General features: G+C 44.7%; 12 protein-coding genes. All 12 read left to right on the top strand.

Annotated features, from left to right (window positions below):
- Positions 1-3,064 (top strand): TonB-dependent receptor (locus LBQ60_02360; protein MDR2036746.1); only part of this gene is annotated, 3,064 nt, incomplete at its 5' end.
- Between the two features lie 13 nt (positions 3,065-3,077).
- Positions 3,078-5,042, top strand: a complete 1,965-nt coding sequence (locus tag LBQ60_02355; GenBank protein ID MDR2036745.1) for a RagB/SusD family nutrient uptake outer membrane protein — start codon at positions 3,078-3,080, stop codon at positions 5,040-5,042.
- Positions 5,043-5,266: 224 nt separating this feature from the next.
- The gene (locus LBQ60_02350) at positions 5,267-6,469 is read left to right on the top strand and encodes a DUF4959 domain-containing protein (GenBank protein MDR2036744.1); all 1,203 of its coding nucleotides are present in this window, start codon (positions 5,267-5,269) and stop codon (positions 6,467-6,469) included.
- A gap of 30 nt (positions 6,470-6,499) precedes the next feature.
- On the top strand, positions 6,500-7,738 hold the full coding sequence (locus LBQ60_02345) for a hypothetical protein (GenBank protein ID MDR2036743.1): 1,239 nt from the start codon (positions 6,500-6,502) through the stop codon (positions 7,736-7,738).
- Between the two features lie 181 nt (positions 7,739-7,919).
- Complete coding sequence (locus LBQ60_02340; protein MDR2036742.1) at positions 7,920-9,155, top strand: Gfo/Idh/MocA family oxidoreductase; 1,236 nt, start codon at positions 7,920-7,922, stop codon at positions 9,153-9,155.
- A 27-nt stretch (positions 9,156-9,182) separates the two neighbouring features.
- Positions 9,183-11,459, top strand: coding sequence for a family 78 glycoside hydrolase catalytic domain (locus LBQ60_02335; GenBank protein MDR2036741.1), 2,277 nt, complete (start codon positions 9,183-9,185; stop codon positions 11,457-11,459).
- A 70-nt stretch (positions 11,460-11,529) separates the two neighbouring features.
- Complete coding sequence (locus LBQ60_02330; GenBank protein ID MDR2036740.1) at positions 11,530-12,975, top strand: sulfatase; 1,446 nt, start codon at positions 11,530-11,532, stop codon at positions 12,973-12,975.
- Positions 12,976-13,083: 108 nt separating this feature from the next.
- A complete protein-coding gene (locus tag LBQ60_02325; GenBank protein ID MDR2036739.1) occupies positions 13,084-14,166 on the top strand; it encodes a DUF2961 domain-containing protein in 1,083 nt (360 codons plus the stop codon).
- 194 nt (positions 14,167-14,360) lie between these two features.
- Entirely contained in the window at positions 14,361-15,338 is a 978-nt protein-coding gene (locus LBQ60_02320; GenBank protein ID MDR2036738.1) for a metallophosphatase, read from the top strand.
- Between the two features lie 238 nt (positions 15,339-15,576).
- On the top strand, positions 15,577-15,930 hold the full coding sequence (locus LBQ60_02315) for a hypothetical protein (GenBank protein MDR2036737.1): 354 nt from the start codon (positions 15,577-15,579) through the stop codon (positions 15,928-15,930).
- 197 nt (positions 15,931-16,127) lie between these two features.
- Entirely contained in the window at positions 16,128-17,228 is a 1,101-nt protein-coding gene (locus LBQ60_02310) for an efflux RND transporter periplasmic adaptor subunit (protein MDR2036736.1), read from the top strand.
- Positions 17,229-17,232: 4 nt separating this feature from the next.
- Positions 17,233-19,124: efflux RND transporter permease subunit (locus tag LBQ60_02305; GenBank protein ID MDR2036735.1), on the top strand; the 1,892-nt coding region annotated here is incomplete at its 3' end.

Genomic DNA, 19,124 nt, shown 5'->3' with positions numbered 1-19,124 from the left:
TCCACCCCCAGCACAAGCCACTGCCGGGGTTCAGCCCGGTATCCGCATCACTGGTACAGTTTCCGACAATTACGGCGACCTCCGGCCCGGTGTAAATGTGATCATCAGGGGAAGTACCTTAGGTACGACTACTGATATTAACGGTGAATACACGATCTCCGTACCAAGCGATACGTCGATACTACAATTCAGTTTTATCGGATACCAACAGCAAGATGTAGTTGTAGGAAACCGTAAGATTATTTCCGTAACGTTGCGGGAAAGTACTGCCGAAATTGACGAAGTAGTAGTGGTAGCGTTCGGTAAACAAAAGAAGGAAAGTGTGATCGGCTCCATCAGCACCGTCAATCCGGCTGAATTGAAAGTGCCCAGCAGCAACCTGACAACAGCGTTGGCAGGCAATATGGCAGGCGTGATTGCATACCAGCGTAGCGGTGAACCCGGACAGGACAATGCCGACTTCTTTGTTCGCGGTATCACTACCTTCGGCACCAATACCAATCCCTTGATCCTGATAGACGGTATTGAGCTCACATCCACCGATCTGGCCCGTTTACGACCCGATGATATTGCCAGTTTTTCCATCATGAAAGACGCAACAGCTACCGCTTTGTATGGCGCACGCGGAGCAAACGGGGTTATTCTGGTGACTACCAAGCAGGGGAATGTGGGACCGGCAAAAATTTCGTTCCGTTTTGAAAATTCCCTTTCCATGCCGACACGGAACGTCGAAGTAGCCGATCCTGTAACCTACATGACACTGCACACCGAAGCAATTCTTACCCGCGATCCGGGAGGTGCTACCCTATACTCGCAGGAAAAGATCGAAATGACGGAGGAAGGCAGGTACCCGATCATCTATCCCGCTAATGACTGGAAAGAGATGTTGTTCAAGGATTATACGATGAACCAGCGTGCTAACCTGAGTGTTGGTGGCGGAGGAGGCGTGGCACGGTATTACGTGTCGGGCTCCTACAACCGCGACAACGGGATCATGAAGGTAGACAAACGCAACAACTTCAACAACAACATTGCCATCAATAATTACAATTTGCGGGCGAATGTCAATATCAACATCACCAAAACCACGGAGATGATCGTGCGTTTGAGTGGAAATTTTGAAGATTACAAAGGTCCGATACCGGGAGGTACGGAATTGTATAATGCCATGTTGCATTCCAATCCTGTCCTTTTTCCGGCTTATTACCCTATCGATAGCGATCATCAGCATGCAGAACACATTCTGTTTGGAAATTACGAAAATAGTAAAACCAACCCTTATGCAATGATGGTGCAGGGCTATAAAGACAAATCGCGTTCACAGATACTGGCACAGGTAGAATTGAAGCAGGATCTGAAGTTCATTACCGAAGGCTTATCTGTCAGGGGAATGTTGAATATCAGCCGGCTGGCACAATTCGGGGTACAGAGATCGTACACTCCGTTTTATTATCAGATCAGCTCGTATAACCGTCAGACAGGTGAATATAAGCTGGCAGAAACACAAACCGGTACTGAGTATCTGGGATACGGGGAAATTGACGCTGACCACATCATGAATTCAACGTTTTATTTTGAAGGAATGGTCAACTATGCCCGTGATTTCGGGAAAAACAGTATTAGCGGTTTGCTGGTTTACATGGCACGACAAAGTCTGGATGCCAAGGTAGGTACATTGCAGTTATCGCTACCCTCAAGAAGTATAGGAGTGTCGGGACGTGCCACTTATTCGTATGATCGTCGCTATTTTGCTGAATTTAATTTCGGATACAATGGCACTGAACGTTTCGATAAAAATAACCGTTTTGGTTTTTTCCCATCGGCTGGTGTTGCATGGAGTATTTCCAACGAACAATTCTGGGAACCGATAAAACCGATAATTTCCAACCTGAAACTGCGTTACTCCTACGGTTTGATAGGAAACGACCAGATAGGCAGCAAAGCCGACAGGTTCTTCTATCTCTCGGAGGTCAATATGAATGCTGGAAATCGTGCGGCAACCTTCGGACAGGATCTGAATAACCGATATACCGGCGTACTTGTGAACCGGTATGCCAACCCGGAGATCACCTGGGAAACGTCGACCAAGCAAAACTTTGCCCTGGAATTGGGTTTGTGGAACAAACTGACCCTGATCGCCGAATATTTTACCGAATACCGAAGCAATATCCTGATGAACAGGGAAGCTATACCGCGTACAATGGGTTTGACAGCTCCTGTAAGGGCAAATGTAGGCGAAGCATCGGGCAAAGGTATCGACATGACTCTGGAATACCAACAAAACTGGACAACAGATTTCTGGACTTCGGCACGTGCTAATTTCACGTATGCCACCAGCAAATATGAAGTATACGAAGAGCCTGTATACGACGAACCCTGGTGCTCACGGATTGGGAAATCACTCAAGCAGGAATACGGCTATATTGCCGAACGGTTGTTTGTGGATGATACAGAAGCCGAAAATGCATCACCACAAGCAGTTGGCATCGACAAATATGGCGGCGGCGATATCAAATATACGGATGTGAACCGCGATGGTAAAATAGACGAGGCTGACTGTGTACCGATCGGCAATCCTACAATACCTGAAATCGTATATGGCTTTGGCTTTTCGATGGGATATAAGAACATTGATCTTTCGGCATTCTTTCAGGGTGTAGCCAACGAATCATTCTGGATCAATGCTACCACTACATCCCCATTCGTGAATGATGCTCAATTACTCAAAGCGTATGCCGACAGTTACTGGTCGGAAGAAACGCAAGACATATATGCTATCTGGCCCCGACTCAGCCCTACAGTGCACAGCAATAATGTGGCAAAAAACACATGGTTCATGCGCGACGGGACTTTCCTGCGCCTTAAACAAGTGGAAATAGGTTATACATTGCCTCAGCGGTGGACAGAAAAAATGAAGATATCGAATCTTCGGTTTTACGTAAGCGGAACCAATCTTCTTCTTTTCAGTAAGTTTAAGTTATGGGATGTGGAAATGGCCGGTGATGGTTTGGGATACCCCATTCAAAAAGTTTTCAATGTTGGGTTGAACTTAAGTTTTAATTAATAAAACGGAAATTATGAATACCTATAGACATCAACAGATAAAAAAATACAGTTTTTTTAAAGTATTGCTTCTCGCCGCCATTGTCGGGTTCAATGCTTGCAGCGACTACCTGGACGTTGTGCCTGAAGGGGTAGCCACCATCGACATGGCATTTAATTCGAGAGTACAAGCGCTCAAATATTTGGCCACCTGCTATTCGTACATGCCCAAGCAGGGCAATCCGAGTCAGGACCCGGCCATATTGGGTAGCGACGAAATGTGGACAGTGGAGGATATTAGTTCAGGTTTCACATATGATGCCCATTATATCGCCAGGGGAATGATGAATGCCACTGATCCCCTGCTTGAGTCCTGGGGCAGCATGTATCAGGCCCTGCGTGACTGCAACACCTTTCTGGATAATGTGGCTAAAGTGCCCGATCTGCTGCCGGGGGAACATGAACAATGGGTTGCAGAAATAAAAGTTCTGAAAGCCTATTATCATTTCCATCTGCTACGGATGTATGGTCCGATACCACTCGTCCGTGAAAATCTTCCGGTAAGTGTAGATGTATCCAAAGTGAAAGTAGAGCGCGAACCGGTAGATAATTGTTTTGGGTATATTGTGCAATTATTGGACGAAGCTTCCGAAGGCGACCATCTCCCGCTGTTCATATATGATCCTGCCAATGATATGGGCCGGATCACCAGGCCTATTGCCCTTGCATTGAAAGCAACAGTTTTGGTAACGGCAGCCAGCCCCCTGTTCAATGGTAATAATGACCAGGCTACATTACGTAATCGTGATGGTACGCAGCTGTTTAACACGACATACGATCCCGGAAAATGGGAGAAAGCGGTTACTGCCTGTAAAGAAGCCATTGAAATATGTCACGAAGCCGGGATAGAGTTGTATAAATATCCAAGTACAGGTATCAGGTACACCGATACTATCACCACACAATTGAGTCTTCGGAATGCCTTCAGCCAACGATGGAACAGCGAGATCATCTGGGCCAACACACAAAGCACTGCACATACCAGTGGTGGTGGGATGCTGATGGTATCGGCTCCAATATTGAATCAGTCATATACAACCAGCACCAATGTCAGAAGAAGTTTGGGCATGCCGCTGAAAATCGCATCTATGTTCTACACCCACTATGGTGTGCCTCTTGACGAGGATAAAACAAGAAATATAGATGATATCTATAACCTCAGGGTAGCACAACCCGAAGACAAATTATACATCAAAGAAGGCAGAACTACCATAGACTTGCATTTCAACAGGGAACCCCGGTTTTATGCATGGGTAGGATTCGACGGCGGAGTTTGGTTTGGGGCAGGACAATATAACGATAAAAATCCATCCGGGTTATGGTATTTAGGTCTTAAAATAGGTGAAGTGGACGGTACCAAAGGAAAAGGACCCTATACCGGTTATATACCCAAAAAATATTTGCCTTTCGAAGGCCAGATGGTATCTGTCAGTCAATATTCCGCCACAGCCTATCCCTGGCCGATCATACGATTGAGCGATTTGTACCTGTTGTATGCCGAAGCAATCAATGAATTTGAAGGCCCTGCAGGTTCCAACAGCAGCGAGATGTTCGAATATATCGATAGGGTTCGCGCGCGTGCCGGCTTGAAAACAGTGAAAGAGTCGTGGGATACATACACCAATAATCCTAAATACAACAACCAGACAGGTATGCGACAAATTATCCAGCAGGAAAGAATGATCGAACTGTCGTTTGAGGGACATCGTTTCTGGGATATACGCCGGTGGAAAATCGCTCCCGAATTGTATCGCACACCTATTGAAGGATGGAACATGCAAGTAGCTGTGACTGACGGAAGCGAGAGTGAGGTCAATCAAATCATGTACACACCCCGGGTGTTGCTCAATCGGGACTTCAGGGTTCGCGATTATTTCTGGCCGATCAAGAACAGCGATATAATTAATAATCGGAATTTAGTACAGAATATAGGATGGTAAATTCAATCGAAATTTGAAATAGCATGAAATGTCCATAAACATAGCAGTATACCCACCGTCATGAACAAAATTGGACATTTAGTTTCACTGAGCCCTTCGGGGTTCATCTAACCATTAAAAATAATTTTATACAGATGAAATATCCATGAACATCACTGTTCACCCAACGTGATAAATAAAATATGGATATTCCATGTGACCATTGAAAATCAAATTTTATTCACATGAAAAATAGAATAATATATATTATCATTTCCTTAATGTTGGTATTATATGCCGGCTGTAAGGAAGAAGACCGGATCGATCATATCGACGACAGCGCACCAGCGCCTGCTCAGGTGACTGACGTAACGGTACGCAATACCGCAGGTGGTGCCGTGCTGAAATATTTAGTGTCAGATGATAAAAATCTGTTGTATGTGCAGGCTGTATATGAAATACAGCCAGGTATACAACGCGAAGCAAAATCATCTTTTTACAAAGACTCCCTGGTTTTGGAAGGTTTCGGCGATACGCGTACTTACGATGTACAATTGTATAGTGTAGGGAAAAACGAAAAAAAGTCAGAACCGTTAACCGTACAGGTTAATCCTACCACAGCACCCGTACGCCTGGCAACCAAAAGTTTGAAGGAAACTTTCGGAGGAGTATCCGTCAATATCGAAAATCCGGGTAAAACGAACTTAGCCATCGTATTGATGGCTGATACCGCAAATGTCGGGTATTTGAGCATTTTGCATACATTTTATACATCGATGCCAAAAGCATCTTTCTCCTTTCGCGGATTGGATTCCGTATCGTACGATTTCGCGGTATATCTCCGCGACCGGTGGAACAACCTGTCTGATACGATAACAAATACGCTGAAGCCGATTTACGAAGAAGAAATCACTAAAGGTACCTGGAAGGAATATGCCTTACCGGGCGATACCCCACCGCTCAACGAGAATTACCGGCTTCAAAATATATGGAATAATAACCTTAGCAATGGTAATTCATGTCTCGTCATTCAGAATCAGCCCCTACCTGCAGTCATTACCTGGGATTTTGGAAAAACCGTTACCCTGAGCCGTTTAAAATTGTGGCCGCGTGAACACGTTGATGATAGATGGAGGAGAGGTCAACCAAGGATATTTGAAATATATGGTTCTACTACACCTAATCCGAACGGGGATTTAGACGAAAGTTGGATACCGTTGGGAAGATTCGAATGTATAAAACCAACACCCGATGAAGCAATTACCCAGGAAGACATAGATTTTGCCCGGGCAGGAATCGATTTCGATTTTGCTTATACCGATTTTGCTCCCGATCCGTTTGTCCCCATCAGATATATCCGGATAAAAACCATTTCGACCTTCAATAATACATCCATTTCAAATATAAGTATTCAGGAGGTCAGTTTTTGGGGAACAGTTACAAAATAAGATGAATAGAATATTTAAAAATCATTCAGGATGAAAAAATCAGTATATATCATTGTGATTGGAATCATTTTAGGATTCTTTTCATGTAAGGATCAGGACAGTATATACGAAGAATATATTGTACCCAACGGACTGCCTTATCCGGGGAAAGCAATAAATGTAATAGCATCGCCCGGAAAAGAACGGATCAAAATTTCCTGGGAAAAGAGTGGTGATCCCAAAGTGGTGAAGGCCCGTATTTTCTGGAATAATGATACCGAATCGGTAGAAGTAGACGCCGATCCGGGCATGAATATCGTTAGCAGGATATTGGAGTTGGAAGAAAACACCTATTCGTTCATGATCCGGACGTACGACTCCGAAGGTAATGTATCCATTCCGGTGGAAGTGATCGGTGCCGTGTATGGCGAAATGTATGAGCGTTCACTGGTGAATCGCAGCATAAAAAGTAAGTTTTACGATGGTCAGGATCTAACACTTGAATGGTCAGGAGCCGCAAATACCGAAGTTGGTATCAATCTGGCTTATGTGAATCTCAATGGTGACAATCAGACCTTATTTGTTGACAAAACGGAAACCAATACAGTGATTCCCAATTTCAATTTCGAACACCCCTTGTCATATTACACCTCGTATAAGCCTGATACTCTGGCTATAGATACATTCAGCACACAAAAGGTCGATGTTAAGATTGAGTACGATCCCATCATGCTCATCCCCAAGAATACATGGACGGAATATATCCTGCCCAGCGACGCCCTGGCCAATCCAGCTCTTCCCTTACGATACATGTGGAACGGGATATTATTGGCCGTTGGTACTGCAACCAACAACTTCCAGATTCCGGCAACAGCGCCTATCCCCTGTTGGTTTACCTGGGATTTAGGGGTAAAGGTAGAATTAGACCGCATGAGAATATGGCCCCGTGACCATGCTGATGACAGATGGAGAAGGGGACATCCGAAGACATTTGAAGTGTATGGTTCCCTGGAGCCCAATCCGGACGGAAGTTGGGATGATAGCTGGTTACCACTGGGACGATTCGAATATGTGAATCCCCATCCCGAAATAACTAATCCCTGGAATGACCCATCTATGATAGAACTTGCCAGAGAAGGACATGAATTCAAATTTGTGAAGGATGACTTTGCCGATCCTTCTGTCACTGTCAGGTATATCCGTATCAAAATCTTATCGACTTACCATACAGCGCTCACAGGGCCTGTAGGTATTCAGGAGATCAGTTTTTGGGGAAAAATAGTGAAATAATAGGTAAAAAACCGTACGGATGTACAAAGGTGTATATCCGTACGGTTTTAAATCATACATTGTAACACATTATCTAATGTTACTGAAAGGATTTTACGATCTGTTTTGATTTATCGATAAACGGACAAAAAGAACGATATTAAAATACCAGGTCTTTGACCTTAAAACAATAAAATCAGTTATGGAACGAATTTCTCGACGAAAAGTATTAAAAACCGCCGGAGCTTTGGCGGCCATGTATATTCTCAACCCCGGCGAACTGCTTTTACAAGCCTCTGAGGGGCTCGACACCTCCAAAAAAATCCGTGTCGGCATTGTGGGCGGAGGCTTTGGATGCATGTTTCCCTGGCATCTTCATCCAAATGTCGTAGTAACCGGTGTGACCGATCTTCGGCAGGACCGGCGTGACCGAATGGTCAAATATTTCAAATGCGAAAAAGCCTATGATTCGCTTGAAATCATGTTGGATAAATCTGCCAGGGATTTCGACGCTATTGCCGTTTTTTCAGGAGCACCGGATCACCTGAAACATTCGGTCATGTGCCTGGAAAAAGGATTGCATGTTATTTGCGCCGTTCCGGCCTGCTGGACTCTTGCGGAATGTGACGTTCTGCGAAATGCCGTGGAAAAGTCGGGTAAGAATTATATGATGGCGGAAACCAGTTATTATCATCCTGCGTTGATCGCTGCCAGGCAATGGTATCAGGAAGGCAAATTCGGGAATATCTTCTTCACGGAGGCTGAGTATTTTCACGCAGGTATGGAATATTCGCTCTGGCGCGACAAGGACGGCAAGCCGACCTGGCGGTTCGGCAACCCGCCGATGCATTATCCGACACATTGCACCTCTTTCCTGATCGGATTGACCGGCGAGCGTCTCACGGAAGTTTCCTGTCTCGGCTGGGGTGATGGTGATCCGATCATGGAAGGTAATCCCGGTAACAATCCGTATTGGAATGAGGTGGCCTTATTCCGGACCAATCGGGGCAATGCTTTGAGAGTGGCGATGTTCAAGCGGGGTGCTTTCGGAGGATGTGAACGCGCCCAATGGTACGGCGACAAAATGAGTTTCTTCGAACGCTCTCCCAATGGCCTCGGACATTTCACCCGAACAAGCGGCCAGGATTACGAGAAAGATGGCGGTGGCTATGATTCGAAACGTGCGACAAAAGAAGACTGGACGCCACCGGACTACGCAAGACAATTTCTGCCGGAAGCCCTTGAACCGGCTTTCGGAAAAGGACACGCCGGTTCGGAAGTATTTTTGGTACATGAATTCATTGAGTCTATTGTCCGGAACCGGGAACCGCTCATCAATGTATATGAAGCCCTGGCTTATACCGCTCCCGGTTTTGTTGCCCATCAATCCGCCCTGAAAGGAGGCATACAACTTCCTGTTCCTCAATTCGACCGATGATCACCTTTTCTTAATCTTTTCATCAACATGAAAACCACTTTTCCAAAATCGCTGTACTTATTTATTTCCCTCATCTTACTTTTTGTTTTCCGTTCTTTTGCTGCCGAACCTCCCACAGGTCTCACCACCGATCTGTTGGAACATACCGATCGTATATTCCTCGACGGTTATCCTGCCAACTTTTCGCTGGAGGAGTGTCATGCTGCCATCGAACGTTACCAGTTAGCTTCCATCCGTAGTGAAAAGCCCTATTTTGGCTGGATTATGAACGACAATAATCCCAATACGCTGCAAACAGCCTACCGCATTCTGGTTGCAAGCAATGCAAAAATACTGGCGCAGGGTCTGGGCGATATGTGGGACAGTGGAAATACGGCAAGCGAGAATTCCACGGCGGTGCAGTATGCCGGGAAACCGCTGCAACCATCCACTGTATATTACTGGAAGGTGCAGACATGGAACAACCATGGTGAGGAAAGCCCGTTTTCCCAACCAAAAAGTTTCATTACTGCTGCAACACTCGATAACCATACTGCGCGTTATCCGTTGCAAATAACCGACGAATATCCTGTACGGATGCATGGTATTGATGGACATATCACATTTATCGACTTTGGTAAGGCTGCTTTCGGGCGTCTGCGTATCACGTTGTCGTCGCCCGGATCCGATACTGTCATTATTCATTTGGGCGAAAGCGTAAAAGGAGGTAGAATAGACCGCAAGCCCGGCGGCAGCATCCGCTATACATCCTACAGGTTACCGTTGATGCCGGGAACACACTCCTATCTGGTAAAAATACGTCCCGACAGGCGTAATACCGGTTCCGCGGCCATCCTCATGCCTGACTATACCGGCGAAGTAATTCCTTTCCGCTATTGCGAACTGGAAGGTTACGGGCAAAACATCAGCAAGGCAGATGTGATACGCCAGTCGGTGCACTACCCGTTTAACGAACAGGCATCGCACTTTTACTCATCCGACAGTATTTTGAACCAGATATGGGATTTATGCAAATATTCCATCAAAGCAACATCATTTACGGGCACTTATGTGGATGGTGACCGGGAGCGCATTCCCTATGAAGCCGATGCACTCATCAACCAATTGAGCCATTATTGCCTGGATCGCGAATTTTCCATGGGTCGTTACAGCCATGAATATCTTATCGAAAATCCCACATGGCCTACCGAATGGATCATACAATCGGTGTTGATGGCCTGGCACGATTATTTATATACCGGAAATCCGGCATCGTTACAACGGTTTTACGTAGATTTGAAAGCCAAAACCCTTACGGCGCTTACCGAAACAAACGGACTCATCAGTACGCGCACCGGCAAGCAAACATCCGGTTTTTTGAAATCTATCCATTTTGGCGGGAAGGCAATACGCGACATTGTTGACTGGCCCCAAAGCGGTGTTCTCGGAGTGGGTAAAGAATCGCCCGGAGAAGCCGATGCTTTTGTCTTTACCGACTACAATACAGTTGTGAATGCCTATCACTATGAAGCATTGCAATTAATGAGCCTTATTGCCGGAACGCTCGGAAAAACAGACGACTGCAATACTTATCGTAAACAGGCACAATATGTGAAACAACAGTTTAATAAACTTCTTCTCGACAGTAAGAAAGGATACTACAACGATGGTATCGATACGGACCACAGTTCTTTGCATGCCAATATCTTCCCGCTGGCATTCGACATGGTGCCGGCAAAAAACAGTAAAACAGTAACCGATTTTGTGCGTTCACGCGGTATGGCCTGCAGCGTATACGGGGCGCAATTCCTGATGGATGCCGTGTACAATGGGAACGACTCCGATTATGGATTTCAATTGCTATCGTCAACCGCCGAACGCAGCTGGTACAACATGATCCGCGCAGGCTCTACCATTACGCTCGAAGCATGGGGCCGCAATTATAAGCCCAATTTAGACTGGAACCACGCATGGGGTGCCGTTCCTGCCAATATTATTCCGCGTAAACTGATGGGTATTGAACCTCTGGAACCTGGTTTCCGCAAGATACGCATCAAACCACAGCCATCCTCATTGTCTCATGCTGAAATTGTCGTGCCTAGTATTCGTGGCAACATAAAAGTATCATTCAACAACACACCCGGCACAAAATTCGAAATGGAGATTGAAATTCCTGCCAATACAGTTGCAGAAGTATGGTTGCCGCTATTTGATAGGAAACAGCAAATAATCATGAATGGGGTTGCACAAAAAGGAACGATTGATGGTATCTTTGTAAAACTGCAGGCAGGATCGGGAAAACACCGCTTTCTTGTTCAACGTTGACAGAATATTACATAGAGGAACAGAATAGTATAAAATCCATGAAAATGGCAAAAACCAACAAAACAAACAAATGATTACCAGAAGACATTTTATCCGTCAATCGGCAATTGGCGTGGGGGCATTGATGTGCTACGGCTCTGCGTTACCATTCGGCAGACCGAAACGCCGTCCCAGCCTTGTTTTTGTTCTTGCCGATCAATGGCGGGCACAGGATGTGGGTTATATGGGAAATAAGGACGTGTTGACCCCAAACATTGATCAACTTGCCAACGAAAGCATTCGTTTTACCCATGCCGTTGCTTGTATGCCTGTATCCACAGCTTACCGGGCATCGTTGCTTACCGGACAGTATGCCCTGACCAACGGATTGTTCCTCAACGATGTGACCCTCGACCCAAATGCCAAAACTATCGGTAAACTATATAAAGCTGCAGGATACCACACGGCTTATATCGGTAAATGGCATGTGAATGGTAACGGTCGGAGTAAGTATATACCTGAATCTCATCGCCAGGGATTCGATTACTTTAAGGTACTGGAATGTACGCATAACTACAATCATTCGAAATACTACGACAATAATAATGAACATGTGAAAGTATGGGATGGTTACGATGTATTTGCACAAACCAAAGATGCTCAAAAATATATCGAACAACACGCACATTCCGAACAACCTTTTGTTTTGTTTTTATCGTGGGGACCACCGCACAATCCGTATGAAACAGCGCCCGAAGAATATAAAAAACTGTATGCAGACAAGGAAATTACCCTGCGCCCCAATGTCCCCGAAAATCGTAAAGAACAAGCAATAAAGGACATCAGAGGTTATTATGCACACATATCGGCATTAGATAAGTGTGTAGGCGATCTACAGCAAACCATCAGGCAAAACGGACTGGAGGAAGATACCATTTTTGTATTTACTTCAGATCATGGGGATATGCTTGGTTCACAGGGTTTACAAAGAAAACAGAAACCATGGGATGAATCTATCATGGTTCCTTTTCTGCTGAAATATCCCAGGCTTTTGGGTACCAAAGGAAAAGCATCCGATGTATTGTTCAATGTCCATGATATCATGCCTACATTACTCTCCATGTCGGATATTTCAATACCCGATTCAGTAGAAGGCCGTGATATTAGTCCAGTTCTTCTTGGCAAAGAAAAAGATAGGGTAAAAGGAACACTGATAGAGTGTATTACTCCTTTCGGCGAATGGGAGCGGCGTAATGGCGGTAAAGAGTATAGAGGCGTCCGGACACACCGCTACACTTATGTAAGGGACCTGGAAGGCCCATGGTTATTGTATGACAATGTAGCCGACCCGTACCAGATGAATAATCTGGTTGCTGACCAGAAAAGCATGAAAGTACGCGGCAAATTAGACCGGTTGCTAATGCAACTGCTGGAGGAAAGAAATGACAAATTCCTGCCCGGCGATGAATATATCAAGCAATGGGGATATACTGTCAACAAATGGGGAACAGTTGACTACAGGGCATTTGATGAATAATTCATTACAATTAATTACAGGATAAAAATGAAACGGATATTTTTCTTAATCATATTATTTTTTTATTTTTCATTAAATGGTACAGCACAACTTTACAAACTTAAGGATTTGGAAAGTAGGGCAGCCTCTGCCGAAAATGTTCGTGCTGAAAAAGGAAAAGGTGGGATGACCAAAAACGGACTGAAAGGTGATCCCGCCATCAGAAATTTCCAGAAAGGAGCAACGGCAACATTACTTGATACAAAGGGTCCGGGGATGGTACGGCACATTTGGTGCACTTTTAATCCTCATAATAAACCTGAATACCTGCGAAATGTAATTCTCAGGATGTATTGGGAAAACAGTAAGGTACCCAGCGTTGAAGTACCTCTGTCCGATTTTTTCGGGATAGCACATGGAGCAAGAATATTCATGACTTCGCAACTGGTCTCCGTCCAACCCAGCCTGGGTTATAACTGCGATATTCCGATGCCATTCGGCGATCACGCCCTGATCACAGTTACCAATGAGTCGGAAGTGGATATCGACTGGTTTTTTTATCAGGTCGACTTCACACTTGGCGATAAAGTAGCCATAGATGACGGCCGGTTTCATGCTTCATTCAACAGGGAAAATCCTACCCGGTATGGCCGCGATTTCACCATCATGGAAACAAAAGGGGCCAAGGGTGTATTTCTCGGATGTGTTGTCGGCGTTAGGCCGCTCACCAGCGGATGGTGGGGCGAAGGCGAAGTGAAGATATACCTGGACGGTGATACAAAGTATCCCACCATCTGTGGAACAGGTATAGAGGATTATTTTGGCGCCGCCTGGGGATTGGAAGCACACTGTGCCCCATACAGAGGTGCTCCGCTGGTAGAATCTGATTTTTGTTCTTTGTACCGGTTTCATGTAAATGATCCGATTTATTTCAAGAATGATATCCGGGTCGATGTCCAGCAGATGGGATTGATTCATATCAACAAAGCCAGGGATAAATATGGCGATTCGTTGATATTTATGCCTATTGACCACCCACGGCGCAATCCTGACAATGTTTTCTATTTACGTTCGGACGATGTCTGCTCTGTAGCGTATTGGTATCAATATCCTTTGATCAGGGAAAGGAAACCGATTCCAGACGTAAATACAAGGAGTAAAGACTTATACGTTCGCAAGGAAACAGATAAAAAATTATCAGCCCCTTTATAGGTACATGTCGAAAATTAGCTTATCCTTTGTTTGCTTGTTTTCCCTGGTTACGCAAAAATGCATCAAATTAATTCTTAAGTAATACTAATAAAATAATGACATATTTTATAATCGTAATTAATTTGATCAATGCGATTTGAGAAAATAATAAATAGCACTGAGTGCTTAATTTATTTATTAAATATAAAACCCACATGATTAAAATAAATTATCTTTTCAAGACGATTGCTTTATGCTCGTTGTTTTTCCTTTTCTCGTGCTCGAAGCCGCAACCCTTTAAGCTGGCACTGATGCCCGATACGCAAACATACTCGCGTCTTTATCCCGAAGTATTCCGTTCGCAAACAGAGTGGATCGCTGCCAATGCAGACAGCTTCGCTTTTGTCCTCCAACAAGGCGATGTTACCGATAATAATATCGACGCACAATGGAAAGTGGCCGTTGAAGCCATGTCACTGCTAGACGGTATAGTGCCCTATACCATTGCTATGGGAAACCACGACCTGGGAACCCGTGGTTCGACAGACACACGTAATTCCGACTTATTCAATCACTACTTTCCTTATAGTAAATACAGCAAGCAAAAAGGATTTGGCGGTGCATACGAAACCGGGAAAATTGACAACACCTGGCATACATTCCATGCAGGAGGTATCGACTGGCTGATCCTCTCGCTCGAGTTTGGCCCTCGCAATTGTGTCCTCGACTGGGCGGCTGATGTGGTCCAGCAACATTCCAGACACAAAATCATCATCAATACCCACGCTTATATGTATTCGGACGATACACGCATGGGCGAAGGCGATAAATGGTTGCCGCAAAGCTATGGTATAGGCAAGGATACCTGTGCCAATGCAGTAAATAACGGAGAACAAATATGGGACAAGCTGGTGAGTCGTTATACCAACATCCTTTTCGTATTCAGCGGACATGTATTGCATGATGGTGTCGGGACATTGGTAAGCGAAGGCATACACGGCAATAAGGTATACCAGATGCTGGCCAATTACCAACATGGCGTTGATGGTATCCATGGTGACGAAGGTTATTTCAGGATACTGACTATCGACCCGGCAAAACACACAGTAGACGTAAAAACTTACTCACCGCATCTGAAAAAATACAAGACTGAGCCTGATCAACAGTTCGTATTTCAGAACGTAAGTTTTTGAAACATTTCTAAATAACCGGACAATAAATAACCTGCCTTTTCTGTGTTTTGTAATCAGAATGGTTAATGTAAATGTGATCCTTGAAGATATCAGATAACCGGATGAAGATTTAAACCTTCATCCGGTTATTTGTAGATTTTGCTGTTTACACATAATTATGGGCAGTATCTGTTTTTTCAGCCTGAATTTTACCTTTTACTCCCTAAAAAAATATATTTTTGTATCCTAAATTGATCGGGTGGAAATAATACGAAATAATATTTTATTAAAGACCTTCCTTATCCTTCTCCACATAGGTTTCTATGTTGGGAATACCGCTTTTATCCATACCCATCATTACCTCAATTACTCGGTTACCCATTCCCATCCTTTTTCAAAAACTTCGGAAGGAACGCCTGATCACACTCATGATAAGGCAGCCCTGGATACGATCGCCCAGTTTAATTCTTTTTCTATTGACATCATTCTGTTCCTTTCTTTAGGAATAGCCAGTATACTTCTTTTTACATTTATTCAACGACACAGTTCCCATATTGTATTAAGAACTGTAAACTACTATAACTTACGTGCCCCTCCTGCATTTTACTTATAATTTCAAAAACCCGCAACGCTAAAACCCGGCTGATCGATCAGCCACAGAATCAGTCAAAACAATCCGTAAACTACAAAATAGCCGGATATCTATGCCTGAAATATAGGTTTTAACGGAGTGCAGGTTCTCCATGTGTGGCAGGTATTTGCCACAACACAATTATTAATTATAAGTATCATTTTATAACGCAATAATTTATGTATAAATATATCTGGGTATCCGTATGTATATTACTTATGGCTGCCTGTGGCAATAACGAAGCCACAAAGGAGGCGATGGATGTGAGGTTTGATGGCGACACTATAACGGTAAAAGAAAGTTCGCCTATTTTTAAAGAAATAGTTGTCCAAAAATCCCGTTTACAGGATTTTTCGGCAGAATTCCGAACCATTGGAACCGTTCGCCCGGTTTCAGGGAAATTTGCGGAAATTGCTTCTCCGTTTGCAGGACGAATATCAAAATCGTATGTCCAACTGGGACAAAAGGTTAATGCAGGGACTCCAATTTATGAGTTGGGTTCTCCTGAATTTTACGAAGCTACAAAAGTTTATTTCGCTGCCAGATCGGCAAACGAGCTCACTCAAAGGAATTATAACCGCCAAAAAGAGTTAGCTGCCAATGGCGTTGCTTCTCAAAAGGATCTGGAACAGGCCCAAAGTGAAGCGGATATTGCTACTCAGGAGTTAGAACAGGCAAAAGCAACCCTTCAGATATTTAATATAGATCCGGCTTCACTTCAAATGGGACATCCTTTGAGAGTTGTTTCTCCCATTTCAGGCGAGATCGTGAAATGCAATATTACCATCGGAAGCTATGCAAAGGAAGATTCAGAGGCTCTGGCTATAGTTGCCGATCTATCGCATGTCTGGGTTGCCGCGCTCGTCAAAGAAAAATATTTCGGAGCAATCAGGCATGGCGACCGTGTTGAAGTATTTACCGATGCCCGTCCCGATAAAATCATCTGGGGTACCATTTACCATATAGGCGAAATGCTGGACGAGGAAACCCGCTCACTCGAAGTGATCGTTGCTTGCGACAATACCGAACGGGAACTGAAACTCGGAATGTTCTGCGAGGTTCATTTTCTAAGTTCCCCGACAAAAACGATCATTCTGCCGTCTACTGCCATCATGCAGGAACTGGATAACGATTATGTACTGGTTGAAACAGCAAAGGGTAAATATGTTCGCCGAAGAGTGGAAACCGAGACCGTTAACCTGGATGATGTGCGTATTATCAGCGGTGTAGCCGAAGGTGAAAATATAGTTATCAAGGGTGGAATTTTTCTAAATATGTAGATCCATGGAAAAATTGATGAATACCCTGCTCGATCGTCGCTGGTTAATGTTGACGATATTTGTACTGTTGTCGGGCATTGGAATTTACGCCTGGCGGCAACTAGCCATTGACGCCTATCCTGATATTGCCGATGTAGCAGTCGGTGTTGCTACACAAGTGCCGGGACTCGCGGTCACGGAGATAGAGCAACAGATAACCATTCCCCTTGAACGGGAACTCAACGGGATCCCGCGCCTGAAAATCATGCGGAGCAAGAACTTTTTCGGTTTATCTAAAATTACACTTGTCTTTGAGGATGGGACAGACGATTATTGGGCACGACAACGGGTGCTGGAACGCATCAATGACATCGATCTACCTTTTGATGCCAGGCCAGGACTCGACCCGCTGACCTCACCCACAGGCGAAATCTACCGGTATGTTGTTGCAGGAAACAAAAGCCTGCGGGAACTTACCGAACTCAACCACTGGGTAATCATTCCCCGTTTGAGGCAGATCCACGGTATTGCCGATGTGTCAAATTTCGGTGGTATTACCACACAGTTTCAAATAGAAATAGACCCCAATAAATTAATCAAATATAATATCTCGCTAGGTGAAGTTACTGAGTCCATAGAACGTAACAACTCCAATGCAGGAGGCAGTACGTTTATCCGCGGCGATCTAAGCTACGTGGTACGCGGCGTAGGGCTTGTGCGTGATTTACAGGACATGGGCAATATCGTAGTAAAGACTGTTGGCGGAGCACCCGTCTATATTAAGGATCTGGGTGAATTAAAATATGGAAACCTCGAACGAAAGGGCATTATGGGCTATGTCGATAACGATATAGACTATGAAGACGGGGTACAAGGCATGGTGCAATTGTTGCGTTATGAAAACCCTTCCCGGGTACTCGAAAAGATAAGCGAAGCCGTTGATGATTTGAATACCCATATCTTACCTAAAGGCGTAAAGGTCCATACCTTTTATGACCGGACCGAATTGGTCGATGCTACGCTGAATACCATCTCGCATACGCTCTTATTCGGCATATTACTGGTTATCGGCGTATTGATCATTTTTCTCGGAAGCCCGAAAGGGGCGTTGCTTGCCACCATTACCATTCCTGTTTCGCTGCTGATCGCATTTATCCTGATGTGGCTGACCGATATTCCTGCAAATCTACTCTCTTTGGGAGCGATTGACTTCGGTATTATTGTGGATGGTACGATCGTAATGATGGAAACTATCCTTAAAAAGAGGGAGGATGATCCCGATGAGCCTTTGGAGAAGGCAAGCATCGCAAAACGTGCTGCAGAAGTGGCAAAACCCATCTTTTTTGCAACGCTGATCATCATTATCGCTTACCTGCCGTTGTTTGCATTCGACAGGGTCGAACAAAAACTCTTTACCCCAATGGCATTTACACTCAGTTTCGCACTGTTGGGAGCATTGGCGTCAGCGTTGATCCTGATTCCCGGACTGGCTTTTATGGCATACCGAAAACCTCAAAAGGTCTATCATAACCGCTGGCTCGAATGCCTGACAGAAATGTACAAAAGCCGGACTGCAAAAATTATCGCCGCCCCGGGAAAGATCATACTTCCCACTACTGCTATTCTGGTTGCAGTGATCGGACTCTCGGTATATGTGGGAAAAGACTTTTTGCCTCATCTTGACGAAGGGAGTATCTGGCTTCAGGTACAGCTTCCTCCCGGCATGTCGCTCGAAAAATCTTCGGAAATGGCCACCATACTAAGGGATAAACTCAAAAATTATGACGAGGTAACCTATGTAATGACTCAGACTGGACGGGACGACGAAGGTGTATGTCCGTTCTCATTTTCGCATATTGAGGTGATGATCGGATTAAAGCCTTATCATACCTGGGAAAAAGGCCGCAGAAAATCAGA

Source organism: Bacteroidales bacterium, from assembly GCA_031275285.1.
In the GTDB taxonomy this organism is placed as follows: Bacteria; Bacteroidota; Bacteroidia; order Bacteroidales; family UBA4181; genus JAIRLS01.
Note: the sequence above shows the minus strand (reverse complement) of the source record. Positions and strands in the feature narration are given on the sequence as shown.

Coding starts and splice junctions, on each gene's coding strand:
- LBQ60_02320 (MDR2036738.1), top strand. CDS start 14,361: ATGATTAAAATAAATTATCTTTTCAAGACGATTGCTTTATGCTCGTTG.
- LBQ60_02350 (MDR2036744.1), top strand. CDS start 5,267: ATGAAAAATAGAATAATATATATTATCATTTCCTTAATGTTGGTATTA.
- LBQ60_02340 (MDR2036742.1), top strand. CDS start 7,920: ATGGAACGAATTTCTCGACGAAAAGTATTAAAAACCGCCGGAGCTTTG.
- LBQ60_02310 (MDR2036736.1), top strand. CDS start 16,128: ATGTATAAATATATCTGGGTATCCGTATGTATATTACTTATGGCTGCC.
- LBQ60_02335 (MDR2036741.1), top strand. CDS start 9,183: ATGAAAACCACTTTTCCAAAATCGCTGTACTTATTTATTTCCCTCATC.
- LBQ60_02355 (MDR2036745.1), top strand. CDS start 3,078: ATGAATACCTATAGACATCAACAGATAAAAAAATACAGTTTTTTTAAA.
- LBQ60_02345 (MDR2036743.1), top strand. CDS start 6,500: ATGAAAAAATCAGTATATATCATTGTGATTGGAATCATTTTAGGATTC.
- LBQ60_02330 (MDR2036740.1), top strand. CDS start 11,530: ATGATTACCAGAAGACATTTTATCCGTCAATCGGCAATTGGCGTGGGG.